This is a genomic window from Mesorhizobium sp. M0664, from assembly GCF_040320565.1.
Taxonomy (GTDB): Bacteria; Pseudomonadota; Alphaproteobacteria; order Rhizobiales; family Rhizobiaceae; genus Mesorhizobium.
Genome location: NZ_JAMYPW010000053.1, coordinates 13,350 through 35,661, shown reverse-complemented (window position 1 = coordinate 35,661; position 22,312 = coordinate 13,350). Strand labels below are relative to the sequence as shown.

Sequence of the window (22,312 nt, the reverse complement as noted above, 5' to 3'; positions counted from 1 at the left end):
GTGCAATGGGGGCTGAGGGTCCAGCGGGGAAGGACGGCGTCAGCGGTTGGGAAATCACCCAGTATGCAAGTGCGAGCGATGCAAGCCCACCGCCCGGAATGGCGGCATTCTCTCTTCCGGGAGAGCGGGCGTGGGCAAAGGCCACCGTTATCAAGGCGCCAATCAGGCTGACCGCTGGCGAAGGCGCGCCGGCAGAAGAATGCCGTCACGGCGGCTGCCGCGACCCCTCTTGGGGCTGATCTTCCTCGGCGCCGGCACGCTCGCCGCCGCAGTCACCCAATTCGCGATCCGAGCACCGCCGGCCAACAGAGCACGATAACAAACTGGACAGAACCATTGCCTGGCCACATGGAAGGCCGCGCCTCGGTGATCAATGGCGACACAGTAGAGATTGCAGGCCAAAGGATTCGTTTCAATGGCATCGACGCGCCCGAGAGCCGTCAGCACTGCGACGACGCCAAGGGCTTTGACTACCCATGCGGGCGCCGCGCTGCCCAAGCCTTGGACAAGTTCCTGGCAGCTTCGCGACCGCTGCATTGCAGTTTGTCGATCGTGATCGGTACGGGCGTCTTGTCGGGAACTGCGATCGGGCGGACGGTCGTAGCGTTCAGCGCTGGCTTGTCGAGCAGGGGCTTGGCACTGGACTGGCCCCTCTACAGCCACGGCGCCTATGCGGGGCAGCAGGCGAAGGGGCAGAGGCGGCAAAGCTCGGTCTGTGGGCCGGAACTTTTCAGGCGCCTTGGGTGTGGCGTCTAGCGCATGCTGACAACCAGCCGCTTTCTAACCAGCCGCTTGGCTTAATCAACCGCCATCAGGTCGCACAAAGCGGCTATTCATGCGAGCCGCGGCGCACCTGTTCCCAAATCAGCTCGTGCGATGAAGCAAGTTGGTACCTAGCCAACTGCTCTTGGGGCCGCAAGCTAGACCGCGACAAAGACGGCATCGCCTGCGAAAGCCAGTGTTGAACCTTCGCACGGTCATTGTTGAGACGGCAGCGTCAAAGTTCGCCGCATCAGGCCGGACTTGAGGCCAGCGAAAGATAACGTCCGGTCGGCTCGCCGTGTTCTGCATCGCTCGTTGTCGATGGGTGGCGATCATAATCGATGGGCGGGGCAACATAACTTCGGCCTCGGCTCTGCCGAACTCCCTGCCGATTTGGAATGCCGCTGAAAGCTGTCTCATGAACGGAGGGCGGCACGTATTTTGGAGGCATCGTTGGATCTTCCCGCTTTCATTTAGTCGACAATAAGGGGTTCCTAATGAAAAGGCCGCCTCGACGGGTCGCTTTTGAACGGTGACGGACTGCCGTTCCGCGCGCCAGGTGGAGTTACGAGCGCAAAAGCTGGTTCGTGCCGGGAAAGGCTGCCGCGCGGCGCATCCAGCGCTGGCAGGCGCAAGAGGCGGATCTACGAGTAGCACATGATGACAGCAAGGGACGGCATGCCTTGCGCGTAGGCCGGATCGAGTTCGATGGCACGTTCGAGCAGCACGAGCGCTCGCCTCACTCGCTCAGGCATGCCGGAATCAACGTCGAGTTGGGCCCGCAGTACAAGGTCGTAAGCATCGAGATTGTCGGAGCGCCTGCGCTTGACCCTCTCGATTTCTGCACGCCGCAGACTCGGTGCGATTGCGCCGATAGCCGACATGGCGATCGCATCCTGAAGCCCGAAGATATCGTCAGAGCTGCGGTCATACCGCTCGGCCCACACATGAGCGCCGGTCGATGCATCGATCATCTGGCCGGACACGCGCAACGTGGCCGCAGGCTCTCCGCACGCTGCCTCCGAGCACATATCGTACGCCAAGCTCGCGGCCGATCTGCTTCACGTCCACGGCACGACCCTTGTAGGTAAACGTCGAATTTCGCGCTATGACGAGCAGCCACTTGATGCGCGCCAGGCCGGTGATGATATCGTCAACCATCCCGTCGGCGAAATAGTCCTGCTCCGGATCGCCGCTTAGGTTCGAAAATGGCAAAACCGCGACAGACGGTTTGTCCGGCAATGTCAGCGTTGCCGTTGCTGCGCCCCCGGGTGTCGCATCACGGTTACCAGCTGTGACCGCCGGCCTCACATAGCGATAGCCGCGTCGCGGCAGCGTTTCGATCCAGCATGCGCCAGCCGCCAGTTCCTCAAAGAGCCGCCGAACTGCCGCGATCTGGACCGTCAGGTTGCTGTCCTCAATGGCATGTCCGGGGCCACGCCGCCTCGATCAGAACTGCCTTCGGAACCGGTGCGCCCGCCCGTTCCACAAGCAGCGCAAGCAGCGCGACCGCCCGCTGTCCGAGCGACGTCGGCTCTACGCCGTGGAATAGAATTCCAGCATCGGTGTCGAGGCGAAATGGACCAAACGCGAGGATTGTCGCCATTCCCAAAGAAGATATCGTTTGTGAATTTTTCGCAACGATTTCGGAACGGCTTCACGACTCGCGGAAACGGGGAGTGCATCTTTTCCACGTGCTAGCGGAAGTAGCACCCAGCCAATGGAGGATCAGATGAGCGTCGCTCCCGTCATTCGCATGCCCGGCGAGAACAATGGAGTCAGGTTGCGTGGCTCTCCGATGGCGTTCCTTGTCACCGGCAAGGATACGAAACACACGAGCATGTTCGACTGGACGATCCCTGCTGGCTTCGCAACCGGGTTCCATGTTCATCGCGTACACGAGGAAACCTTCTACGTGCTTGAGGGCGAATGCGTCTGGCATGTTGGGGACAAGACGATCCCCGCGACCCCGGGCACCTACCTGTTCATTCCACCGGGCGTTCCGCACAACATCACCAATGTCAGCGAAGAGCCGGCGAGGGTGCTGATGACCGTCTCTCCGCCTGGACACGAGCACTATTTTGAAGAGCTTGCCAGGCTCGCTGCGCACGGCTCTCCGGATCCGAAAGCGCTTGCAGACTTGCGGAACCGTTACGACACTGACCAGCTCTCTACCCTGACGACAAGAGCCTAAGCTCGATTCTGCAATTCGGGTCATGGCGCAGCACCGCTCATGGCGTCGGCACCAGCGATGTCCGCTTTCAGGGGCGTGCAGGGCCGCAATAAACGACCGAGGTTGGGCGCATTGCCGCCGCTAGCTAACAAACGCTACGGAATGAAGAAGGGCAAGTAGTCTGGTGGAAGGAGTAGGGCCTCCGTCCACTTGCCATGCATCGGAATGTGCATATATTGTGCATAGGAGAGGTCGGAGATTTGTCATGGCCCACGCACAGCTCGCACATTCCACGGTGATTTCAGGCTTTGTCGATAGCCTGCAGGAGCCGCGCACGCCTTATATCTCGCCGAAGCGCCTGTCGGAGGCGCTGGGCGTGAAGGTGGCCAACTTGGCCCAGCTGACCGGTGTCCACCGCAACACGCTCCGCAACCCCTCATCGGAGCGCCTGCAGGGCCGGATGCGCGAGATGGTGAAAGTGATCTCGGCGGCGACGGAACTCACCGGCGACGTCAACAAGGCGATCTTTTGGTACCGCAATGAACCGATCGCCGACTATGGCCATCGTACCGCAGCCGAGCTCGTCGCGGGCGGCCAGGTCGAGGCGGTTCTGGCCTTTATCCGGGATCTCGAGAATGGTGCGCGCGGGTGAGGATCACCCGCATCGGTCCAGACGAAATCTTCCATCGCTATCTGACTCCCAAATGGGCTTTCCTGCCCACCAGCGGTGCAGGCGCAGCGACGGACGGCGGTCGTTTCAACCGGCCAGGCATCGAAGCACTTTATCTGTCGCGTGCGACCCAGACGGCGCTTGTTGAATACAAGCAGGGAGCCAGCATCACCCCGCCCGCCACCCTTGCCGCTTACAAGATCACGCTCGCCGAGGTAGCCGACCTTTCGCAGGGTTTCGACCCGGACATCTGGGATGGCCCGTGGAAGGAGTGGGATTGTGCCTGGCGCCAGGTCGCTCGCATCGACAAGAAGATCCCGCCATCGTGGAAGCTCGCGGATCTGGTCATCACCGCCGGACTTCGCGGCATCCTGTTTCCGTCGCTGCGTCACGCCGGCGGCACCAATCTGGTGATCTTTCCGGCCAATCTTGTCGACGGCGACCATGTCGCGGTTCACGATCCCGATCAACGGTTGCCGCACGACCAGTCGTCCTGGTCCTGAGCTATCGACTGTCTCTGGGATCGCAACGCGACCACGCCCCCCGCCACGGCGCTTGCTCCCCAACGACATCGTCCTCGCCGTCGCCCTCCCCGCTCGCCAGCCCGGCTGGAATATCGCCGGCCAGCAGCTTCTCCTTCGACAGCAGCCCTGCGTCCTCAAGCGCCTCGAAATCCGGCAGCTGGCGCAGCGTGTCGAGCCCGAACTGTGACAGAAAAGTTTTCGTCGTCACATAAGTATAGGGCGCGCCAGGTTGCGGCGAGCGCGGACCCGAAGCGATAAGATCCTGCGCGCGCAGCATGCCGATCAGGTCGCGCGACACCTCCTTGCCGAAAAAGCTGGAGAGCTCGCCACGGGTGATCGGCTGGAAGTGGGCAATGCACATTAAGACAAGCGCCTCCGCCTGCGGCAGTTCTTTTGCCCCCTCGCCCGCTGCCGTGCCGAAGGCTGCGTGAATGGCATCGCCAAAAACCTTTCTGGTCCGGTGCTGCCAGCCGCCGGCGACCGAGACCAGCTCATAGGGGCGGCCGGCGAGCTCGGCGCGGATGTCGTCGATGATCAGCTCAAGATTGCAGTTCTTGCCGACGACCCGCGCCAGCACCTCGCGCGGCACTGGTTCGCTGGCCGCAAAGACAACCGCTTCGACGCGGCCCATCCACTCGCGCCAGCGCAGTTCGGCCGGTAGATGTTCGAGCTCGGTGCGAGCAAGGCCGGCTGTTCGTTCGGCTTGCGGCGGGCGGAGGCTTCGGCCATCGCTAGAGTCCAAACAGTCGGAACGAGGCGCGACCGGTGAGCTCGCGCACCGCCTCGAGCTTTTGCAGCCGCTCGAACAGGCGCCGCGCCGCAAACCGCGACAGTCTTTTGGTCGTCAGCGATCCGGAGAGGGCGTCGTCATCGAGCAGTCTTTGGATCACATCGCCCGCCCCCTTTGCCCTGAGCTTCGGTGCGACGGCGATGAGCCGCTCCGCGCGCCGCGACAGCTCGGCGGCCAACCGGCAGGCGTCCGCCGCCGCCTGCGCCAGCGCCAGGCACACTGCCCGCTCGAACCCTTTTTCGCCTGGCCGGATCCGCTTGCCGCCGCCAGGCTTGGACCGAAACGCCGGGCCAAAAGCGTGTGCCATCAGCAGCGGCAGCGGGCGCGGCCAGCGCAGGTTTTGCGCTAGCACCAGGTCGGCGAGCCACCAGGCAAAAAGCTCGGAGTCGGACTGCATGGCGACGACGCGAGCGGCGATTGCCGCCGCGGCGAACGGCGCCGGCCGCCCCGAGCGCGCCAGGTCGTCGATGTGTTCACAAACCGCGGCCAGCGCCTCGACGTCCCAATGGAGACCCAGCTGGTCGAGGATCTTTTTGAGCTGATCGGCGCTGGCGGCTGGCGGCTGCCCGGCCAACTGCCGCCAGGCGCCAAAGGTGGCGCCCGCCGGGCCCGGATCGGCTCCGGCCTGGCGCAGATGCCATGCGTCGCGCAAGGCGGCCTCGTCCTCCGAGCGCCCGGCCAGCCGCATGCTGGCGGCAGCGCATTTCAGCGCCAGTCGCTGGCGCCAGGCGCCGGCCCAGCCGGCTTGCGTGCGCGCGAGCGTCTCGAGCGCGCTCAAGGCGGCGCCGGCACAGAAGGCGGCGTCTGCGTCGGTGACGACAGCCCCGTTGGCCAGCGCCCAGGCCGGGACGACCGGCTCGAACGGGAACGGCGGCGGCGGGGTCGAGGCGAATCATGATTCTGGAGGGTAAAGCAGCCGTGCGCTTTTTGCGACAAACTTTGCACCAAAACGCACAGGCTGTCGTGCGTGCATAACGAATGATAATGTTGCATTATCGTTCGTTTACGCGTTAGAGTGGGAGATGGCCCAAATAATCGCGCAGAAGCCCAAAAATCGTGCCCATGAGGGCTCCGCATCGTCCCGCAGCACGGGGGCCGATGTTGATCAACCCGCGGCGCAGACGTCGGCCGACGACCTGCCTGATATTGTCGATGTCGTGCTCGCCATGAGCCAGACCGCGGACGATCCCGAGAATGGCGAAAAGTCCCCTGCCCCGCTGCCGGCGTCCGGTTCGGAGTCAACGTTTGGCCTGCCGGCGCATCTGGGAAAACTCGCCGATCGCGCCCGCGACTACGTTGAGGCGGCTAGCTCCGCCAACACCCGGCGCGCCTACGCCGCCGACTGGAAGCATTTTTGCGCCTGGGCGCGCCGCCAGAACATCGAGGTGTTGCCGCCCGATCCTCAGACCGTCGGCCTTTACATCACCGCGCAAGCCTCGGGATCTGGTCGGGACAAAAAATCGGTGGCGACGATTGAGCGCCGCCTTTCTTCGCTGTCTTGGAATTATACTCAACGTGGCCAACCACTGGACAGGAAAGACCGCCACATCGCCACCGTGCTGGCCGGTATCCGCAACACCCACGCTTCCCCTCCCCTGCAGAAGGAAGCCATTCTCCCGGAAGACCTGATTGCCATGCTGGAGACGCTCGACCGTGGCACGCTGCGCGGCCTGCGTGATCGCGCCATGTTGCTTTTGGGCTTTGCCGGCGGACTGCGGCGCTCGGAAATCGTCGGCCTAGATCTCGGCCGTGACCAGACCGAGGATGGCCGCGGTTGGGTCGAGATTTTCGACAAAGGTATTTTGGTGACGTTGCGCGGCAAGACTGGCTGGCGCGAGGTCGAGATCGGTCGTGGCTCCTCCGACGCGACCTGCCCGATGGCCGCCCTGCAGACCTGGCTGAAACTGGCACGGATTGGGCACGGACCGCTATTTCGACGCGTCACCAGCCAAGGCAAGGCTGTCGGCGCCGAGCGATTGAACGACCAGGAGGTGGCGCGGCTGGTCAAGCGCGCGGCGCTGGCTGCCGGCGTGCGCGATGACTTGCCAGAAGGTGAACGCGGCCAAAAGTTTGCCGGCCATTCGCTGCGCGCTGGCCTGGCCTCCTCGGCCGAGGTCGACGAGCGCTATGTACAAAAGCAGCTTGGCCACGCCTCGGCAGAGATGACCCGCAGATACCAGCGCCGGCGCGATCGCTTCCGCGTCAATCTCACCAAAGCGTCAGGATTATAGAGGACGAGGTCCTTCCCCTGCAATTCTGGCATACCTCTCCCAAATTCGGGCGTTGCGTGCCGATAGCTCAATTACGGCGACCAATTCGGTTCGGTCCTTGCAAATCAGGAATTGCACTCCATAATTGCGAGGATGATCAAGCGCCGCATCGAAACGCAACTCGCCGAACTGATAGACACTACCCCTGCGGTGGCACTGATTGGGCCGCGCCAAGTCGGCAAGACTACGCTCGCGCTCGAGATAGCCCAGACACGGCCGTCGATCTATCTCGATCTCGAGTCCGATGCGGACAGAGCCAAGCTTGCGGAGCCGGAGCTCTACCTTGCCGAACATGAGGGCGAGTTGGTGATCCTCGATGAGGTCCATCGGCTTCCAAACCTGTTCCAGAATCTTCGTGGCTTGATCGACCGCGGTCGCCGCAGCGGCAAGAAGACCGGGCGCTTTCTGCTGCTGGGGTCCGGTTCCATCGATCTCCTCAGGCAGACTGGCGAGACGCTCGCCGGCCGCATCGCCTATCTTGAAATGCATCCGATTGACGGACTGGAGGTGCCGGCCGAACAGTTGAACCCCTTGTGGGTGCGCGGCGGCTTTCCCGACAGCTTTCTGGCTACGAGCGACCGCGCCAGTCAGCGGTGGCGGCAGGACTTCATCCGCACCTACCTTGAGCGCGATATCCCGCTGCTCGGGCCTCGCATTCCGGCCGAAACGCTGCGCCGCTTCTGGACCATGCTGGCACATCATCAATCCGGCCTCCTCAACGCGGCCGACTTTGCCCGAGCCCTCGGAGTCGATGGCAAGACAATTGCGTCGTACCTCGACCTGCTAGTCGATCTGCTGCTGGTGCGAAGGCTCGAGCCGTGGCATGCAAATGTCGGAAAACGTCTGGTCAAGTCGCCGCGGGTTTACGTCCGCGACAGCGGCATTGCACATACGCTGCTTGGACTGACAACCCTTGAAGATGTTCTCGCTCATCCCGTGGCCGGTGCCAGCTGGGAAGGATTTGTCATTGAGACGTTGATTGCGGTCGCACCGTCCGGCACAGAAGCCAACTTCTATCGCACATCCGCCGGCGCCGAGATCGACCTCCTCTTGACCCCTCCAGGCAGCCGCCCTTGGGCGATCGAAATCAAGCGCAGCCTGACGCCAAAAGTGGAGAAGGGCTTTCATCTGGCGTGCGAGGACATAGATCCTATCCGTCGCCTCGTTGTCTATCCGGGAGCAGAGCGCTTTCCGTTGAAACATGACGTCGAGGCAGTACCACTTCATATCCTTGCGAAAACGCTGGTCCAACTTGGCTGACAGGATCCTCGCCCGCCTCTCTGTCCTCTTACGACCCGCCCCATCCGGCACACAGCGCCTTTATAGCATTTCACTCCGTCGCTGACCCGCTGAGGTCTTCTCAAAGCGTTAGTCGCGGCCTAGCCTGCCTCGACCCTCGCCCGAAACACTGCGATGAGCATTAGTCCGCCCAGACATTACTCGTTTCGGCCCGCTCCGCGGATTTCTGAGAGAGCCGCTTTTGCTGTTGATCTGATTGCCCGGTGTGAGATGGCCGCGCCGGTTACTGCAGTCTTGTCGTGTCCCATGACCTCGATCGTCCAGGACAAGGCAATCGCCGAGGTCGAATTACTACTGCTCATCGTGGCTGACAAGTTCGGGCCGACCGCTACGCGCATGTCATTGAAACGGGCCTTCACTCACATCGCCCGGCCTTGCTGACGTCTATTGCTAGGCGATGCCCAGCACGTGGGCCTCGGCCGAACTTGAAGCCTTCTGCTGGTGCCAAAGGGCAACCTCAAAAGCGAGGTTCCTTGTCCGCTGACAAAATCGGCAAATTGCCTAGCGTATTCAATTCCTTGAATCAGATAATATTCGTTATGCCGCGCAGCATGCGATCAGAGGGCATTAACCTCTTGTTAACTTAAAACTTCTTGCTGGTTCGAACGAATCGGACATAATGACGGTTGCTTGGCCACATTCCGCCAAAAATCGTTTTTAGAGAGTCTTGATCGAATGAACGTGAGTTCGCCCGTTCCCGCGAAAACCCCATTGCTGTTCGAGAAACGCATTCTCGAACAAGGGGATCAGATATCAAAGAAGCTTTACCTTCTCTCGATGCAGCGTTTTCCTCCCCACGCCAAGAAGAATTTGCGTTCTTTTTCGTTGGCGGAGGTGGCGACGTATCTCGGTGTTTCTCAGAGCCATCTAAAAAAACTACATCTAGAGGGCAAAGGCCCAGTACCTGAAACCTCGTCTTCTGGCAGACGATCCTACACGGCCGGGCAGATGATCGAGCTACGCCAATACCTTGACCAACACGGGCGCTCCGACGCCCGCATGTATGTTCCCCATCGTCGGTCGGGCGAGAAACTTCAAATCCTAGCTGTGGTTAATTTCAAGGGAGGTAGCGGCAAGACAACGACAGCAGCTCATCTCGCCCAGTATCTCGCTCTGACGGGACACCGTGTATTGGCTGTCGATCTTGATCCCCAGGCGTCGCTGTCTTCACTGCACGGGTTCCAGCCAGAACTCGACCAAACGAAATCGCTTTACGATGCGATCCGCTACGACGACGAGAAGGTTTCTCTCTCGGAAATCATCAGGCCAACAAATTTCCCAGGACTGGATATCGTCCCAGCAAACCTTGAGCTGCAAGAATTCGAATACGACACGCCTTTGGCGATGACGGACAGGACGTCTAACGTGGGAAGGGCGTTTTTCACGCGCATCTCGACGGCATTGGGTGAGGTCGACGCCCTATATGATGTCGTCGTTATCGATTGCCCGCCCCAACTGGGCTATTTGACAATTACAGCGTTGACCGCTGCAACGTCAGTCTTGATAACGATCCATCCGCAGATGCTCGATGTCATGTCAATGGGCCAATTCCTGTTGATGCTCGGGAATATTCTGGAGCCAATCCGGGCAGCGGGTGCCGAGGTGAACCTGGAGTGGTATCGCTATCTTATAACGCGATACGAGCCGACGGATCAGCCGCAGGCGCAGATGGTAGCGTTCCTCCACACGCTTTTTGGTGAGTTCATCCTCAAGAACCAGATGCTGAAATCCACGGCGATTTCTGATGCGGGGATTACCAAGCAGAGCCTCTACGAAGTCGAAAAAAACGCGATGACTCGTTCCACATACGAGCGGGCAATGGATGCACTCGACGTCGTAAACGGAGAAATCGCTACGTTGATACATAAAGCATGGGGGCGCTGACTTGTCCGCTGACAAAAACGGACTTTTGCGCAGCGCTTTCAACAGACTAGGTTGTATCCAGAGGTAGACCAAGATGGCACGTAAGAATCTTCTTTCCGGCCTCGCAGAGACGGAGGCAGACGACCAGCCGACATCTAGCTCAACTGCGGCCTATCCGATTCGCGGTGCTTCGAAATCCATGATCCGCTCCGTTAATGAGTTGGCAAAGCAGGCGGATGCGTACCTTGAAGGTGAGCATGTAGTCGAACTCGACCCGGACGCTATTGACGGCTCGTTCGTTTCCGATCGCATGGATGACGACAGGGAACAGTATCAGGAACTGCTGGAAGCGATTCAGCAGAGAGGTCAGGATTCCCCCATTCTTGTGCGCCCCCACCCGAGCATCGAAGGCCGCTTCATGATCGTCTTTGGGCATCGGCGTGTCCGGGTGGCCCGAGATCTCCAACGGAAGGTTAGGGCGGTCATCAAGGAGATCGACGACAAGGCTCATGTCATTGCTCAGGGCCAGGAGAATTCTGCCCGAGCAAATTTAAGTTTTATCGAGAAGGCGATGTTCGCAAAGCGTCTCGAGGAGTTGAATTACGACAGAGATGTCATCTCGTCGGCATTGGCTGCAAATGCCGCCGCCGTCTCGAAAATGGTGTCGGTTGCTACACGGATCCCGCCATCTGTCATAAGTAAAATTGGATCAGCTCCGTCTATAGGCCGCGAGCGGTGGGTAGAGCTATCCCTGCTGGTCGCCAAGAAATCGGGCATAGTCGATGAAATCCTCTCCGAGCCCGAATTCAGCGGGCTAGAGAGTAACCGACGCTTTGAGCAGTTGTTCATGGCCCTGAACGCAAAGGAAAAGCGCGTCCGCAAGGCCAGTGTGAAACCCGGCGTCCAATCGTGGGCTCCGGATGACAAGTCGGTTAGCGTCAGCGTTCAGAGAGCAGGGAGGGCCGTCACAATCGCCGTAAAGGAGACGGATGGCAGCCGCTTTGGAACTTGGATTTCCGACAATCTGCAAGGACTCTACGAGGCCTTCAGAAAGACGGAGAAAGCAGCAACTGGAGACTGAAACCGCAAAAGAAAAAGGCCCCCAAGCGACTTTCGTCGTGGAAGCCCTTCTCCGTAGTAGCTGACTGAGAATCGCATCTCCACGAATCACTGTCAAGAGTCATTGGCGTCGTTTTGGCGAGCAGGTTTCTTTTGCCTAATCGAGGGTGAAAGAAAATGGAGACGAATATTGCGACGACGCCCTTTGGGCGGCGGCCAATGACGCTTGGCATGATTTCAAGCCAAGTCACCGCGAGGGCCGTGCCGAAGGACGCGACCGTCCACAAATGGCATGTCTTCCAAGATATCAAGGACGCCAGGATCGCTCTGGGCGCCACTGATCGCGCTTTGGCTATTCTCGACGCGCTGTTGTCGTTCCATCCGGACACGGCGCTTTATGGCGACAGCGAACTGGTTGTATGGCCATCCAACGAGCAGCTGATCCGCCGCGCCAATGGCATGCCCCCAACGACCTTACGGCGCCACCTGGCCGTTCTGGTCGAGTGTGGATTGATCATCCGTCGGGACAGCCCAAACGGCAAGCGCTTCGCCCGGAAAGGGCAGGGGGGCGAGATCGAGCAAGCCTATGGCTTTGACATCTCGCCGATCGTGGCGCGCGCTGAGGAGTTCAAGGATCTTGCGGAAGCGGTCAGATCTGAGAAGAAGGCATTTCGTCTCGTTAAGGAGCGGCTAACCATATGCCGACGTGATGTCGTCAAGATGATCGACACCGGCATTGAGGAAGGCGTGCCGGCGAACTGGGGCAGAGTTCAGCAGGCCTACCAGGCGATTGTTGGTCAGATACCTCGCACTGCACCTAGGCAGACTCTCGAGGCGATTGCCGAGGAGCTCGAAGGCCTTTGGGCTGAGGTGCGTGAGGCATTGGAATCATTTGTGAAAACACAGAAAATGGACGCCAATGAGTCCCAAAATGGACGCCACATACAGAATTCAAAACCAGACTCTAAATTTGAATCTGAAAACGGCTCAGGAAATAAGGATGAAGCGGGCGGCAATGTTGCGGACACCGACAACGTACGGAGCCTTCCGAAACGCGAACTGCCGATAGGGATCGTGCTGGATGCCTGCCCTAACATGCTTTTGCTGGTGAAGGGCGGCGGCGGAATCCGCAACTGGCGTGAATTTCTGGCCGCGGCCGAGGTTGCCCGACCGTCCATGGGCGTCAGCCCGAGCGCCTGGGAGGAAGCGCGAACGGCAATGGGTGAGCAGCAGGCGGCGATTACCATTGCCGCGATCTACCAGCGGCAGGACCAGATCAACAGCGCCGGCGGCTATTTGCGCTGCCTGACAGATCGAGCAAAGGTCGGAAAGTTCTCGGTCTGGCCGATGGTGATGGCCTTGTTGCGGGCCAAGCTTGACGCGTCGAAGACGACCGGAACCGGAGTTGAAGCCGCTGCCGTCGATTTGGAGGCGGCAGGCAAGGTTGTGCGCACCGAATCCCGGCTGGAAATTAGCGATGCGTTGCGCCGCAGCCTCGACAAGCCAGGGCGCGGATCATGATCAGCCGGGCGGGTTTCGATCCGTGGACGGTGGCTGCAGCGCTTGTCGGGACGAGCGTCTTATGAGAGCATCCAAGGCATGAAAAGCCAACACGACCAGGAACCGACGCCCGATGAAACCGCCGGAATGGTGTGGTGGAACTCACTCGCCGAAACCGATCGAGCGGCTTGGCTGACGCGGGCCGGCAGCGCTGTTCCGGCTGATGCCTGGGCCGCGTACAAGCGGCTCGGGAATGTCGAGTGTCAGCCACAGACTGTAAACTGAGGACTGTTGTGCAGCGGGATGACGGTCAGCTCGCGGGTAGTTCGGCGACGAGTCCAAGCCGGCGGGCTCGATCGAGTAGGTTCTTGACTGAGGACGCAGACCATTTTGCGCTTCCTCGTGGGGTTCGCTCATGCAGGCGCTCGAGCTGGCCAGCGATGTCGCGGAGCGACAGGTCTGGGTTAGACTGCGAAATCCCAGCCACAAGAGTCATCAGGCGATCTTCGGGAGGCAGAGGAGACGCCCGCGTTAGCAGTGTGGATTCGGCCAGATGCTCGGTGACGAGCCACCTCACTGCCCGCCGCAGTCGTTCAGGCGTCCAGTCGAGGCCGCGCTGCTTTAGGACCCGAGCGATGTCGTCCCAGTTATGGTCTGGTCGCATCCGGCGGACCGTCGGAAGCCATTGGTTCATAGTTGATTGTAGCCGTCGGCCATAAGCCGCCTTTTGTATCGCGGTCATTTTCGCCAGGGCTTCGGGCCTGCGCTCCCGGATACCAGGATTGCCTGGCAGTCGCCCCTTGGATCGTGCAGCGATGATGCCGGCCTTGGTTCGCTCCGAAATCAGTGCACGCTCGAGCTGGGCAACGGCGCCGAGTACCTGTAGCGAGAACATGCCCTGTGGCGTCGACGTGTCGATTGGATCTCGCAGAGATCGGAAATGCGCGCCCTTCTCAGTCAGATCCTCGATCACCTGAAGAAGGTGGCTGACCGAGCGCGCAAGGCGATCGAGACGCACGACGACCAAGACATCGCCGGCGCCGATGTCGCTCATCAACCGCAGTAGGGCTGGGCGAGCTCTCGACGCACCGGATCCATGTTCCTGAACGACGACGTCACAACCGGCCGATCGCAGCTCAATCTCCTGCGCTTCCGTCGCTTGTTCGTCCGTCGACACGCGCGCGTAGCCGATTTGCCGGCCTCTTGGTCGTCCGGAGCGTCGATCTTGCGCTTCACGGGCCATTTGCGGCGTCTCTCAGCATGGGAAAGAGGCGTTCGTACAAACCCCGAAGATATCAACAAACGATCGTTTGTAAACGTCTCTAGTGGCCCTTTTGCGTAGCTCCTACGGCTTCGATGAGCCTGAAAATCAACGTTTTCTAGCCTCCTGACCGCCCAAGGGCGTGGTGCTGTACAGTCCCGATATGACGTCATTATCGATAGTGTTTTTTCGCCCTGAAGAAACACGACGTAGGTCCAGTGATACCCTCGCTAGCTTGACCAACGCGAATCAGCCATCATGAAAACAATGGCTTACACGCTCGACAAACTGCCCCTGGAAACCCTGATCGGGCCGGTTGCCCGCGCGACCGCGGTTTTGGTCCGCCTCGACGAGCGGGTCGCCCGTTCGCCGGTCCGCGACGGCTTTGTCGAGCGCCAGCATTTTGCCGACGCGGCTTCCGCGCTCTGGCTCGAGGGCGAACTCGTCCACATCGAGGACCTCGTGCTGCACGATGCCCACATGGACATCCGCACCCCGACCCACGAACTCACCCGGGCGCACGCGGTGCTGCGAACCCGCCGGCGGATTTTTGCACAAAAGCCGGACTGGGCGCTCAGCCGCGACGGTTTTTTGGCGCTGACCGGTCGCGGCGGCGCGACGCCGGCGGCAGGAGAAAAAACCCGGGAAGGGGAGGGGGCTGGAGCCAATTCTTTTGAAGCCGACGGTTGCGATGACGCCGAGGCCGACCGGCTGGCCGAAGAATTTGCCGAGATCGATGCTGTTTTGGCGCGCTCGTCCAGGATTCTGAATGGCGCCGACGTGCCGGCTCGAAAGGCGGGCCGGCCGGAGCCGCAAAACGGCCTGATCTACGATCTCGACTGGAATGAAGAAGAACGCCTCGCCGAATGGCAGGCCGTGCTCGCCGACACGCGGGAGTGGCCGTCGGTGCTGCGCGCCGCGATCCTGCTTGAGTCCTGGTCCGACATTGAGGTGCTGCAGCATGCCGCCTGGCTCGGGCCGCTGCTTGTTGCCGCACTGCTGCGCCACGAGGGGCTTGCCGCCAACCATCTCGCTTGCCTGCATCTCGGCTCGAAAAACATTCCGCGTGAGCGGCGGCGGGCGCCCAATCGCGGCGATCGGCTGCTCGCCTTGCTCGATGGAATCCACGACGCAGCAGTGGCTGGCCTGAAGGAACACGATCGGCTGGTGCTGGCCAAAAGCCAGATGGAGCGGCGGCTCAAACAACGACGCGCCAGCTCGAAATTGCCCGATCTGGTCGAGCTGGTGCTGTCGCGGCCTCTCGTCTCGACGGGCATGCTCCAGGAGCGGCTAAAGGTGACAAAACAGGGGGCGCTCAACCTGGTCGGCGAGCTCGGCCTGCGCGAGATGACGGGGAGGGGAAGGTTTCGCGCCTGGGGAATTGTTTAGTCCGCAGCTATTCGCTACTAGCTTTACGAAATTATCGAACTTGACGAACTTGCGATCAGGAACCATATTGGTGACAGCAGGAGGTTCTCATCATGGCCGCTCCAAAACGCAGCAATCATAGCGGGACCGCATCCCATACAGGAGTCGCCGCCCTGAGCTTCACCACGAAGCTGCCGGCACAGGCCGATTTCAAGAAGGTGTTGCTCGAACGCTATCAGGAAGCGATCGCACGCAGCCGCAAGATCGGCCATCGCGTCTCGTTCCGGGTAGAGGTCGATCCGGCGGCCGATGCGCAGACGATCACGCCGGTCGAGGAGCAACCGGTCGATACCTTTCCCGTCGAGGACACGGGCAAGCCGGATGCCGAACTCGAGGCGGCTCTTGCCGAAGCGCGCGAACGTGGCGGCAAGCGGGTCGCCGAGATTGTCGCCGGCGAGGACATGCTGAGCGCGGATGCCTTTGCCAAGCTGCTCGGCACGTCGCGTGTGACGGTCAACGCCAGGCGGCAGAGCGGGCAGGTACTCGGGATCGATGGCGCCAAGCGCGGCTTCCGCTTTCCTGTCTGGCAACTCGACAGGGACGGCCGACCGTTCGGGATATTGCCGGCGCTCCACGAGACGCTCGGCAACAGTGCCTGGGCCGTCTATCGGTTTTTGGTGTCGCGCCATGGCGCCCTCGATGGAAGGACCGGCCTTCGAGCCCTTCAACAAGGCGATGACGCCTCGGTTATGGCCGCGGCGGAAGGCATGGCCAGGGGCGATTTCGACTGAATGCCCGGCGTTCCACCTCCACCCGATTTCGCGCGCGCAAAGCTCGAAATCGAGACCATACCGCGCGGTCGGACGTTCGGTCGGATCTACTGGAGCACCTATCCTGATCCATTGGGGTACGGGAAGTCGCCGAGCCGCTTCAGCGATCCTCGACGCCGTCTTGACGCCAACCGGTTTGGCGTTCTGTACCTCGGTGACTCTCTGAAGGTGTGCTTCCTCGAGACCGTGCTCCGCGATCGCCGCGAAGGAATCCTTGACGATCTTCCAATAGAGGAGGTGGAACTGACCCGACGGCGCTATGCGCAGATCACGACCAACGCGGACCTGCGCCTGGTCGATCTCAGAGGCGACAATGCCGTTCGAATGGGCGTGCCGACCGATGTCGTTCGCGCACAGCGCCAGAATCTGGCACGCCCGTGGTCACTGGCGTTTTCACGAGCATCCATCTGAGCCTGACGGGATCATTTATCGCTCGCGCCTCAATGAGGCGACCAATCTTGCCATTTACGATCGCGCGGTACCGAAGCTTCAGGCGAGGCGTGTTATGACCCTTCTCGGCGCGCGAGGACTGGCTCAGGTTCTGGAGGATTTCAGGGTGGGGTTGGTGTGAAGATGCAGCACGTATCCGTATCGCTTGGCGGAGATGGCTGTAGCGCCAGAAGCGTCCACTAAGCCGGAGCAACGGAACGACCGGTGTGGGGCCTGGAGCGGATTGGCAGCTTCTGGCTTCGCAACGAAGATTGCAGACATTCAACCCGCTGGATGGAGGTCGTGAACTGACCCAAGGCGACATTCCTCAGACTGTCCGTTTCCACCGAAGAGGGGCGATGCGGCCGAATCCTCGCTGCCGACGTGGTGGGGTTCAGCCGACTTGTCGGCAAAGATGAAGAGACGACCCTTGCTACCCTGAAGGTCCATCGACAAGCGATCGACAAGCTAATTGCCGGCTACGATGGACGCATCTTCGGAAGCGCAGGCGACAGCGTCATCGCAGAATTCGCCAGCGCGATAGGTGCGGTTCGGTGCGCTATCGACATCCAGTTGGCGATCGATCGGCTCAACTCCGACTTGCCTGGGCCAGGGCGCATGCGATTCCGGATTGGAGTCAACCTCGGCGACGTGGTGGTTGATGGCGACAATCTCATGGGTGACGGTGTGAATGTCGCCGCCCGCCTTGAGGGGCTGGCGCTTCCGGGCGGCATCTGCGTCTCTGACGCTATCCAGATGCAAGTTCGCGACCGTCTTGCAGCAGATTTCGTTGACCTGGGTGAGCAGCGCCTAAAGAACATTGCGCGGCCGGTTCGGGCTTTTCGCGTGCCCGTCACGTCTGAGGAACCAACTAGCTCGCCGTTTCGCGGCCTCGACAGTTTCGATTTCGAGCACGCCGATCTCTTCTTCGGGCGGAGCCGTGCGATCGCTATCTGCACTGAGCGACTGGAGCAGCTCGCGGTCGCGGGCAAGTGCTTCCTGCTCATCTACGGGATGAGCGGCTCCGGCAAGTCCTCGCTCGTGCGCGCCGGGCTGATTCCGGCCGTCACGCAACGTGGCGCGGTGCCGGGCATCTTGCTCTGGCGGCGTTGCGTCATGCGTCCGTCCGAGGGACCTGACGCGATCACGTCTCTGTCAGCGGCGTTGCTCCGCCGAAGCCTTGCCCGAACTTGCCGAAAACGGGACGGCGATCGAGTTGGCGGCGACGTTTCGGAACAATCCCGATCGGGCGCTGGCTTTTGTCCGCTCGGCGCTCGCCTCGACCCCCTCCAGTGGCGGCCCAGGTAAGGCCCGTCTGGTCCTAGCCGTCGATCAGATGGAGGAACTCTTCACGACCGAAACGGAACCAGCCTCGCGCGCTTTGTTCGTGCGATTGCTTTCAGCGTTCGCCACTAGCGGACTTGTATGGGTGATCGCGACGATTCGCGGCGACTTCTTCCATCGGTGCGGCGAGGTCCCGGGTTTCTCGGCATTGAAGGATGGCCTGAGCAGCTACGAACTCTTGCCTCCGACCGGGGCCGAGATTTCGAAGATCATCCGTGAACCCGCAAGCGCGGCGGGCCTGCGCTTTGAGGAAACGAAAGACCGCGGCCGACTGGAGGACGTGCTTCAGGAGGCGACAGCGGCCGACCCCGGTTCCCTACCACTGCTCGAGTTCGTGCTCGAAGCACTTTACCAAGCCGGCCGAGCAGAACGCCTGCTTACCTTCGCAGCCTATCGTGCGCTTGGAGGCCTCGAGGGCGCGATCGCGCGGCGGGCCGACGAAGTGGTCGAGGCGTTGTCGCCCACGGTTCAGGATGCGCTGCCAACCGTCCTTCGCGCGCTGACGACGGTTCGTCTCGGCGACAATTCAGTCGCCGCGGCCCCGGCGGTCCGCGGCAACATGGCGCGAACGCCCGCACAAGCTGCACTTCTCGACGCGTTGATCGCGGCTCGGCTTCTCGTTTCCGACGAGAACCTTGAAGGGCAGGCAGTCGTCCGCGTCGCCCACGAGGCGCTTTTGAGCCGTTGGCCCCGCGCGCGCGACATCGTCAACGCTGATCGAAGTTTTCTGGAGACGCGTGCCCGGCTGCGAACCGATGCCGGCCGCTGGCATGCCGACAACAGGAATCCCGACCTGCTTCTGCCCGCCGGCATACGACTTGCCGAGGGCGAGGAATTGCTAGTGTCGCGGCGAGAGGACGTCGACGATCAAGTAGCTCAGTATGTAGAAGCATCATTGTTGGCTCAGATGGCGGTCGCGGAAAGGGAGCGACAGGCCGATCGTGCGCGCATAGAGGCCGAAGAGGCGACCAAACGGGAGCGCCTTGAGCGCGAAGCGGAACGCCGCAGCCTGGTGGCGGAAGCGGCGACACGGCTTGCGCGCCGCACGCGTTACGCCGCTATTGTCGCCTTTGCATTGGCGGTCGTGGCAGGCGCCGGCGCGATCGCCGGATTCTGGGGACAACACGAGGCCAGCCTTCAGGCAGAGCGCGCCGACGAGAATGCCCAGGAGGCAATAGCGGCGAGAGACCTCGCGCTGCGCAACCAGTCACGGTCGCTCTCGTCGATCTCGCTGCAACTGTCGTCCGCCGGGGACAGCGAGCTTGCCATCCTTCTGGCGCTGGAGGCCCTTCCCAAGAAGGGGGAAACGTCCGAACGGCCCTATGTGACCGAGGCCGAAGCCGCCCTGTTCAGAGCTCTGTCCGGGTATCAGGAACTCGCCGTCCTTCGCCATGAAGATGCCGTCACCCACGGCGCTTTCAGTCCGGAAGGAGACCGCGTCGTTACATCTTCCTTCGATCAGACCGCGCGAGTTTGGAACACCGCCGACGGAAAGGCGCTTGCCATCCTCAAGGGCCATAAAGGCGTGCTAAAGTTGGCAGTGTTCAGCCCGGACGGAAGACAAGTCCTCACTGGCTCGGTCGACGGCACTGCAAGGGTCTGGGATGCGGCGACCGGCAAGCAGCTCTACGTCCTCAATCAGACCGGTGACGTCCACGCCGCGATTTTCAGCCGCGACGGAACGCGGATCTTTACTGCTTCGGAGTTTGCCGCGCCGACGATCTGGAACGCTCGGGACGGCACCGAGATTGCCAGATTGCCGGGAGCCAGTTGGCAATCTACCGTTCTTGCGGTGAGTCCCGACGGTCAAATGCTTGCTTCCGTCCAGTTCCACGGAGACGTTCAAATTTGGAATGCGAACGACGGCACTCCGATCGGCACGATTCCGGTTCGCGGAGACAATGTTACTGGCATCGAGTTTAGTCCGAACGGGACCCAACTCCTGACCGTCGCCTGGACTGGCACGTCTCGTCTTTGGAGTCTGGCGGATCTGTCGGGACTTGCCGCTCTCCCCGGATCACCGAGTGCTGGCCATCAAGGGACCTTCAGTCACGATGGCCGCCTTGTGGCAGTCGTTGCCATCGACGGATCCGCCCGTCTTTGGAATACAAGGACAGGTGAGTTGATCCGCATATTCGGCCAAGAAACCAGGGCAAGCGCGCTCAATGCCGGAATCTCCTATCAATATCTCGACGTCAACGGCGCGTTCAGCCCTGACGGCGAACTTTTCGCCACCGCGTCGGTGAACGGCGTTTCCCGTATCTGGGACGTCAAGAGCGGCTCGCAGGTCTCGATCCTCCACGGGCATAGTGCGCTGATCGAGGAGGTCGCCTTCAGCCCCGATGGCCGTCGCCTTCTCACGGTGTCGCACGACGGAACCGCGCGCATCTGGGACGTCGACGGTGTGCTAACGACCACGTTGCGTCACGAAACCGCGCGCAGGTTCGCAGTATTCAGTGCTGACGGGGCGCGCGTCGTGACGGGAAGCGGTGTCGTGGGGCATGTCTGGGATGTTGCAAGTGGCAATTTGGTTGCGACGCTCGCGCCCGGCACGGAAGGCTTGCTTAAGCTTGCGGTATTCAGCCCTGATGGGCATCGTCTTGCCACGACGTCCAACGACGGCGTGGTTCGGCTGTGGGAGGCCAAAGGCGGTCGCGAAGCGGCAGCGCTGGAAGGTCATGATCCCAAGGTCGTCCAGGTCCAATTCAGTTCCGATGGCTCGTTCCTGGCATCCGCTTCGGTCGATGGAACTGTGCGGCTCTGGGACGCCTCGACCGGCGCTGCCAAGACAGTATTTCAAACCACAGCGGATTTGCAGGATGCCTTGTTCAGCCCGGATGGCAAGCTGGTCCTTGCGACGTTGAACGACAATACAGCGCGGCTTTGGAAGATGGACGGCACTGAGATCACAGGTGTTCCAGGACACGAGAACCGCATCAGCGCAGCGGCTTTCAGTCCCGACAGCCGATTGGTCGCCATTGGTTCTTCTGACGGAACGACGCAAATCTGGTCAGTCGCGGAAGGGGAAGCTGCCGCCACGTTGAAGGGACACGGCGGGCCGGTGACAAATGTTGCGTTCAGCAACGATGGCAGGTCGCTGGCAACTGCCTCACGAGATGGAACCGTTCGCATCTGGAGCGTCAAGGACGGGAAGAAAAGGGCTGTCCTCACGGGGGGCAGTGCCAGCATCGACAACGTCGCATTGAGTCCCAACGGACAATATGCGGTGACGTCGTCCTACCGTGAGCGGTCTGTCAGGCTGTGGTCTGCCGACACGGGTCAGCAACTCGCGCTCCTTGTTGGCCAGCATGACACCAGCACGATCGTCCCGGCGGTCACGCGGGCCGCATTCAATTCGGATGGCACACAGGTCGCGGCTGTCTCAGGCGGAGATAGCGTGCAGTTGATCCGCGTCTTCACGTCGCCAGAGGACCTCATCGCCTATGCTCAAGACGTCGTGCACCGAAAACTCACTTCTTGCGAGCGCAGGCGCTTCTTCCTGCCCGTGGCAGATGATGCCGAGGACTGCCCTAGCTAAGCTGGCGTTGCAGCAGTCGTGTCAGCAGCGAGATGAAACGAATCCAGAGGGTCCGAAGCTGGCGCTTAGCTGACATTCTTCCAACCGACCCCATACAAGCCATCCAAGAAAATAAGCCATGTGCTATACTGGATCGGGAGCGACCGTGATGGAACTGTTCGTCGACGACGCACAACTCAGTACGCGTCTGGAACCAGAAGACGATCCCGTCTTGCGACGGCACGGCAAAGGAGAAAAGCTCCGCGCCGACTACCCTTTGCCGATGACAATCGGGCCTTACGCAACCAGCTCCGTCTCAACCCGGAATTGATCGAGCCACTGCGTTGCTGGAAACTTCTCAAAGCCTGGCTCAACGATTTCCTCGATCGGGCGCTGGTGCCTTACCGCAGCGTCTACATCATTCAGCCCTACCGCGAGCAGGAGAACTGCTCATCCGCATGCCTCAACACGAAGGAGCACGACTGCGAGTGCTCGTGCATGGGGCGAGAACCATCGTGCCGGCAATGATTGAAGCTGGTCGAGGTGTCGGAGACCTTCGACACGCGGTAGAGCGAAGAATACCTCGCCTGTCGGCTGCTGACCGCGAATGATTTCTGACCCAACCGGCTCTAATATGAATAAACTAGACGAAA

General features: G+C 61.0%; 20 protein-coding genes. 16 read left to right on the top strand and 4 right to left on the bottom strand.

Annotation, left to right across the window (positions count from 1 at the left end; translation table 11 throughout):
• Positions 1-336 precede the first annotated feature (336 nt).
• Together NKI39_RS29675 and NKI39_RS29670 are read left to right on the top strand one after the other, a co-directional pair.
• A complete protein-coding gene (locus NKI39_RS29675) occupies positions 337-756 on the top strand; it encodes a thermonuclease family protein (RefSeq protein WP_352836301.1) in 420 nt (139 codons plus the stop codon).
• Positions 744-965: an excalibur calcium-binding domain-containing protein gene (locus NKI39_RS29670; protein WP_352836275.1), complete on the top strand. Its 222-nt coding sequence runs from the start codon at positions 744-746 to the stop codon at positions 963-965. The genes NKI39_RS29675 and NKI39_RS29670 overlap by 13 nt, the downstream gene beginning before the upstream one ends.
• 441 nt (positions 966-1,406) lie before the next feature.
• Here NKI39_RS29670 and NKI39_RS29660 read toward each other — a convergent pair whose 3' ends face one another.
• Positions 1,407-1,748: a hypothetical protein gene (locus tag NKI39_RS29660; RefSeq protein WP_352836298.1), complete on the bottom strand. Its 342-nt coding sequence runs from the start codon at positions 1,746-1,748 to the stop codon at positions 1,407-1,409.
• A 746-nt stretch (positions 1,749-2,494) separates the two neighbouring features.
• Here NKI39_RS29660 and NKI39_RS29655 point away from each other — a divergent pair.
• The 3 genes from NKI39_RS29655 to NKI39_RS29645 all read left to right on the top strand — a co-directional run bounded on the left by NKI39_RS29655 (position 2,495) and on the right by NKI39_RS29645 (position 4,108).
• Positions 2,495-2,956 carry a cupin domain-containing protein gene (locus tag NKI39_RS29655; protein WP_352836272.1) on the top strand — a complete coding sequence of 154 codons (462 nt, stop codon included), beginning with the start codon at positions 2,495-2,497 and terminating at the stop codon, positions 2,954-2,956.
• Between the two features lie 244 nt (positions 2,957-3,200).
• Positions 3,201-3,587 carry a hypothetical protein gene (locus tag NKI39_RS29650; RefSeq protein WP_352836269.1) on the top strand — a complete coding sequence of 129 codons (387 nt, stop codon included), beginning with the start codon at positions 3,201-3,203 and terminating at the stop codon, positions 3,585-3,587.
• Entirely contained in the window at positions 3,584-4,108 is a 525-nt protein-coding gene (locus tag NKI39_RS29645; RefSeq protein WP_352836266.1) for an RES family NAD+ phosphorylase, read from the top strand. Before NKI39_RS29650 ends, NKI39_RS29645 begins: the two co-directional genes overlap by 4 nt.
• Position 4,109: 1 nt before the next feature.
• Here the strand turns inward: NKI39_RS29645 and scpB are convergent, their stop codons facing one another.
• Together scpB and NKI39_RS29635 are read right to left on the bottom strand one after the other, a co-directional pair.
• The gene (gene scpB, locus NKI39_RS29640; protein ID WP_502898631.1) at positions 4,110-4,760 is read right to left on the bottom strand and encodes an SMC-Scp complex subunit ScpB; all 651 of its coding nucleotides are present in this window, start codon (positions 4,758-4,760) and stop codon (positions 4,110-4,112) included.
• Between the two features lie 100 nt (positions 4,761-4,860).
• Complete coding sequence (locus NKI39_RS29635) at positions 4,861-5,754, bottom strand: DUF1403 family protein (RefSeq protein ID WP_352836295.1); 894 nt, start codon at positions 5,752-5,754, stop codon at positions 4,861-4,863.
• Between the two features lie 187 nt (positions 5,755-5,941).
• Here NKI39_RS29635 and NKI39_RS29630 point away from each other — a divergent pair, with 187 nt between their 5' ends.
• The 5 genes from NKI39_RS29630 to repC all read left to right on the top strand — a co-directional run bounded on the left by NKI39_RS29630 (position 5,942) and on the right by repC (position 12,931).
• Positions 5,942-7,150 carry a tyrosine-type recombinase/integrase gene (locus NKI39_RS29630; RefSeq protein WP_352836263.1) on the top strand — a complete coding sequence of 403 codons (1,209 nt, stop codon included), beginning with the start codon at positions 5,942-5,944 and terminating at the stop codon, positions 7,148-7,150.
• Positions 7,151-7,282: 132 nt separating this feature from the next.
• Complete coding sequence (locus tag NKI39_RS29625) at positions 7,283-8,449, top strand: ATP-binding protein (protein ID WP_352836261.1); 1,167 nt, start codon at positions 7,283-7,285, stop codon at positions 8,447-8,449.
• 714 nt (positions 8,450-9,163) lie between these two features.
• Entirely contained in the window at positions 9,164-10,372 is a 1,209-nt protein-coding gene (repA, locus tag NKI39_RS29620) for a plasmid partitioning protein RepA (protein WP_352836293.1), read from the top strand.
• Positions 10,373-10,445: 73 nt separating this feature from the next.
• Complete coding sequence (gene repB, locus NKI39_RS29615; RefSeq protein WP_352836258.1) at positions 10,446-11,432, top strand: plasmid partitioning protein RepB; 987 nt, start codon at positions 10,446-10,448, stop codon at positions 11,430-11,432.
• Positions 11,433-11,587: 155 nt separating this feature from the next.
• Positions 11,588-12,931, top strand: a complete 1,344-nt coding sequence (gene repC / locus NKI39_RS29610; protein WP_352836255.1) for a plasmid replication protein RepC — start codon at positions 11,588-11,590, stop codon at positions 12,929-12,931.
• A 289-nt stretch (positions 12,932-13,220) separates the two neighbouring features.
• Here the strand turns inward: repC and NKI39_RS29605 are convergent, their stop codons facing one another.
• A complete protein-coding gene (locus NKI39_RS29605; protein WP_352809333.1) occupies positions 13,221-14,153 on the bottom strand; it encodes a recombinase family protein in 933 nt (310 codons plus the stop codon).
• Positions 14,154-14,429: 276 nt separating this feature from the next.
• Between NKI39_RS29605 and NKI39_RS29600 the strand changes: the two genes are divergently transcribed.
• The 6 genes from NKI39_RS29600 to NKI39_RS29575 all read left to right on the top strand — a co-directional run bounded on the left by NKI39_RS29600 (position 14,430) and on the right by NKI39_RS29575 (position 21,990).
• Positions 14,430-15,560 (top strand): RHE_PE00001 family protein, encoded by a 1,131-nt coding sequence (locus NKI39_RS29600; RefSeq protein WP_352836252.1) that lies wholly within the window; start codon positions 14,430-14,432, stop codon positions 15,558-15,560.
• Between the two features lie 92 nt (positions 15,561-15,652).
• Positions 15,653-16,330 carry an XRE family transcriptional regulator gene (locus NKI39_RS29595; RefSeq protein ID WP_352836249.1) on the top strand — a complete coding sequence of 226 codons (678 nt, stop codon included), beginning with the start codon at positions 15,653-15,655 and terminating at the stop codon, positions 16,328-16,330.
• On the top strand, positions 16,331-16,780 hold the full coding sequence (locus tag NKI39_RS29590; RefSeq protein ID WP_352836247.1) for an RES domain-containing protein: 450 nt from the start codon (positions 16,331-16,333) through the stop codon (positions 16,778-16,780).
• Between the two features lie 402 nt (positions 16,781-17,182).
• Positions 17,183-18,106, top strand: coding sequence for an adenylate/guanylate cyclase domain-containing protein (locus tag NKI39_RS29585; protein ID WP_352836244.1), 924 nt, complete (start codon positions 17,183-17,185; stop codon positions 18,104-18,106).
• Positions 18,015-21,680, top strand: coding sequence for a WD40 repeat domain-containing protein (locus tag NKI39_RS29580; protein WP_352836290.1), 3,666 nt, complete (start codon positions 18,015-18,017; stop codon positions 21,678-21,680). The genes NKI39_RS29585 and NKI39_RS29580 overlap by 92 nt, the downstream gene beginning before the upstream one ends.
• A gap of 148 nt (positions 21,681-21,828) precedes the next feature.
• Positions 21,829-21,990 (top strand): hypothetical protein, encoded by a 162-nt coding sequence (locus NKI39_RS29575; RefSeq protein ID WP_352836242.1) that lies wholly within the window; start codon positions 21,829-21,831, stop codon positions 21,988-21,990.
• The last annotated feature ends 322 nt before the right edge of the window (positions 21,991-22,312 follow it).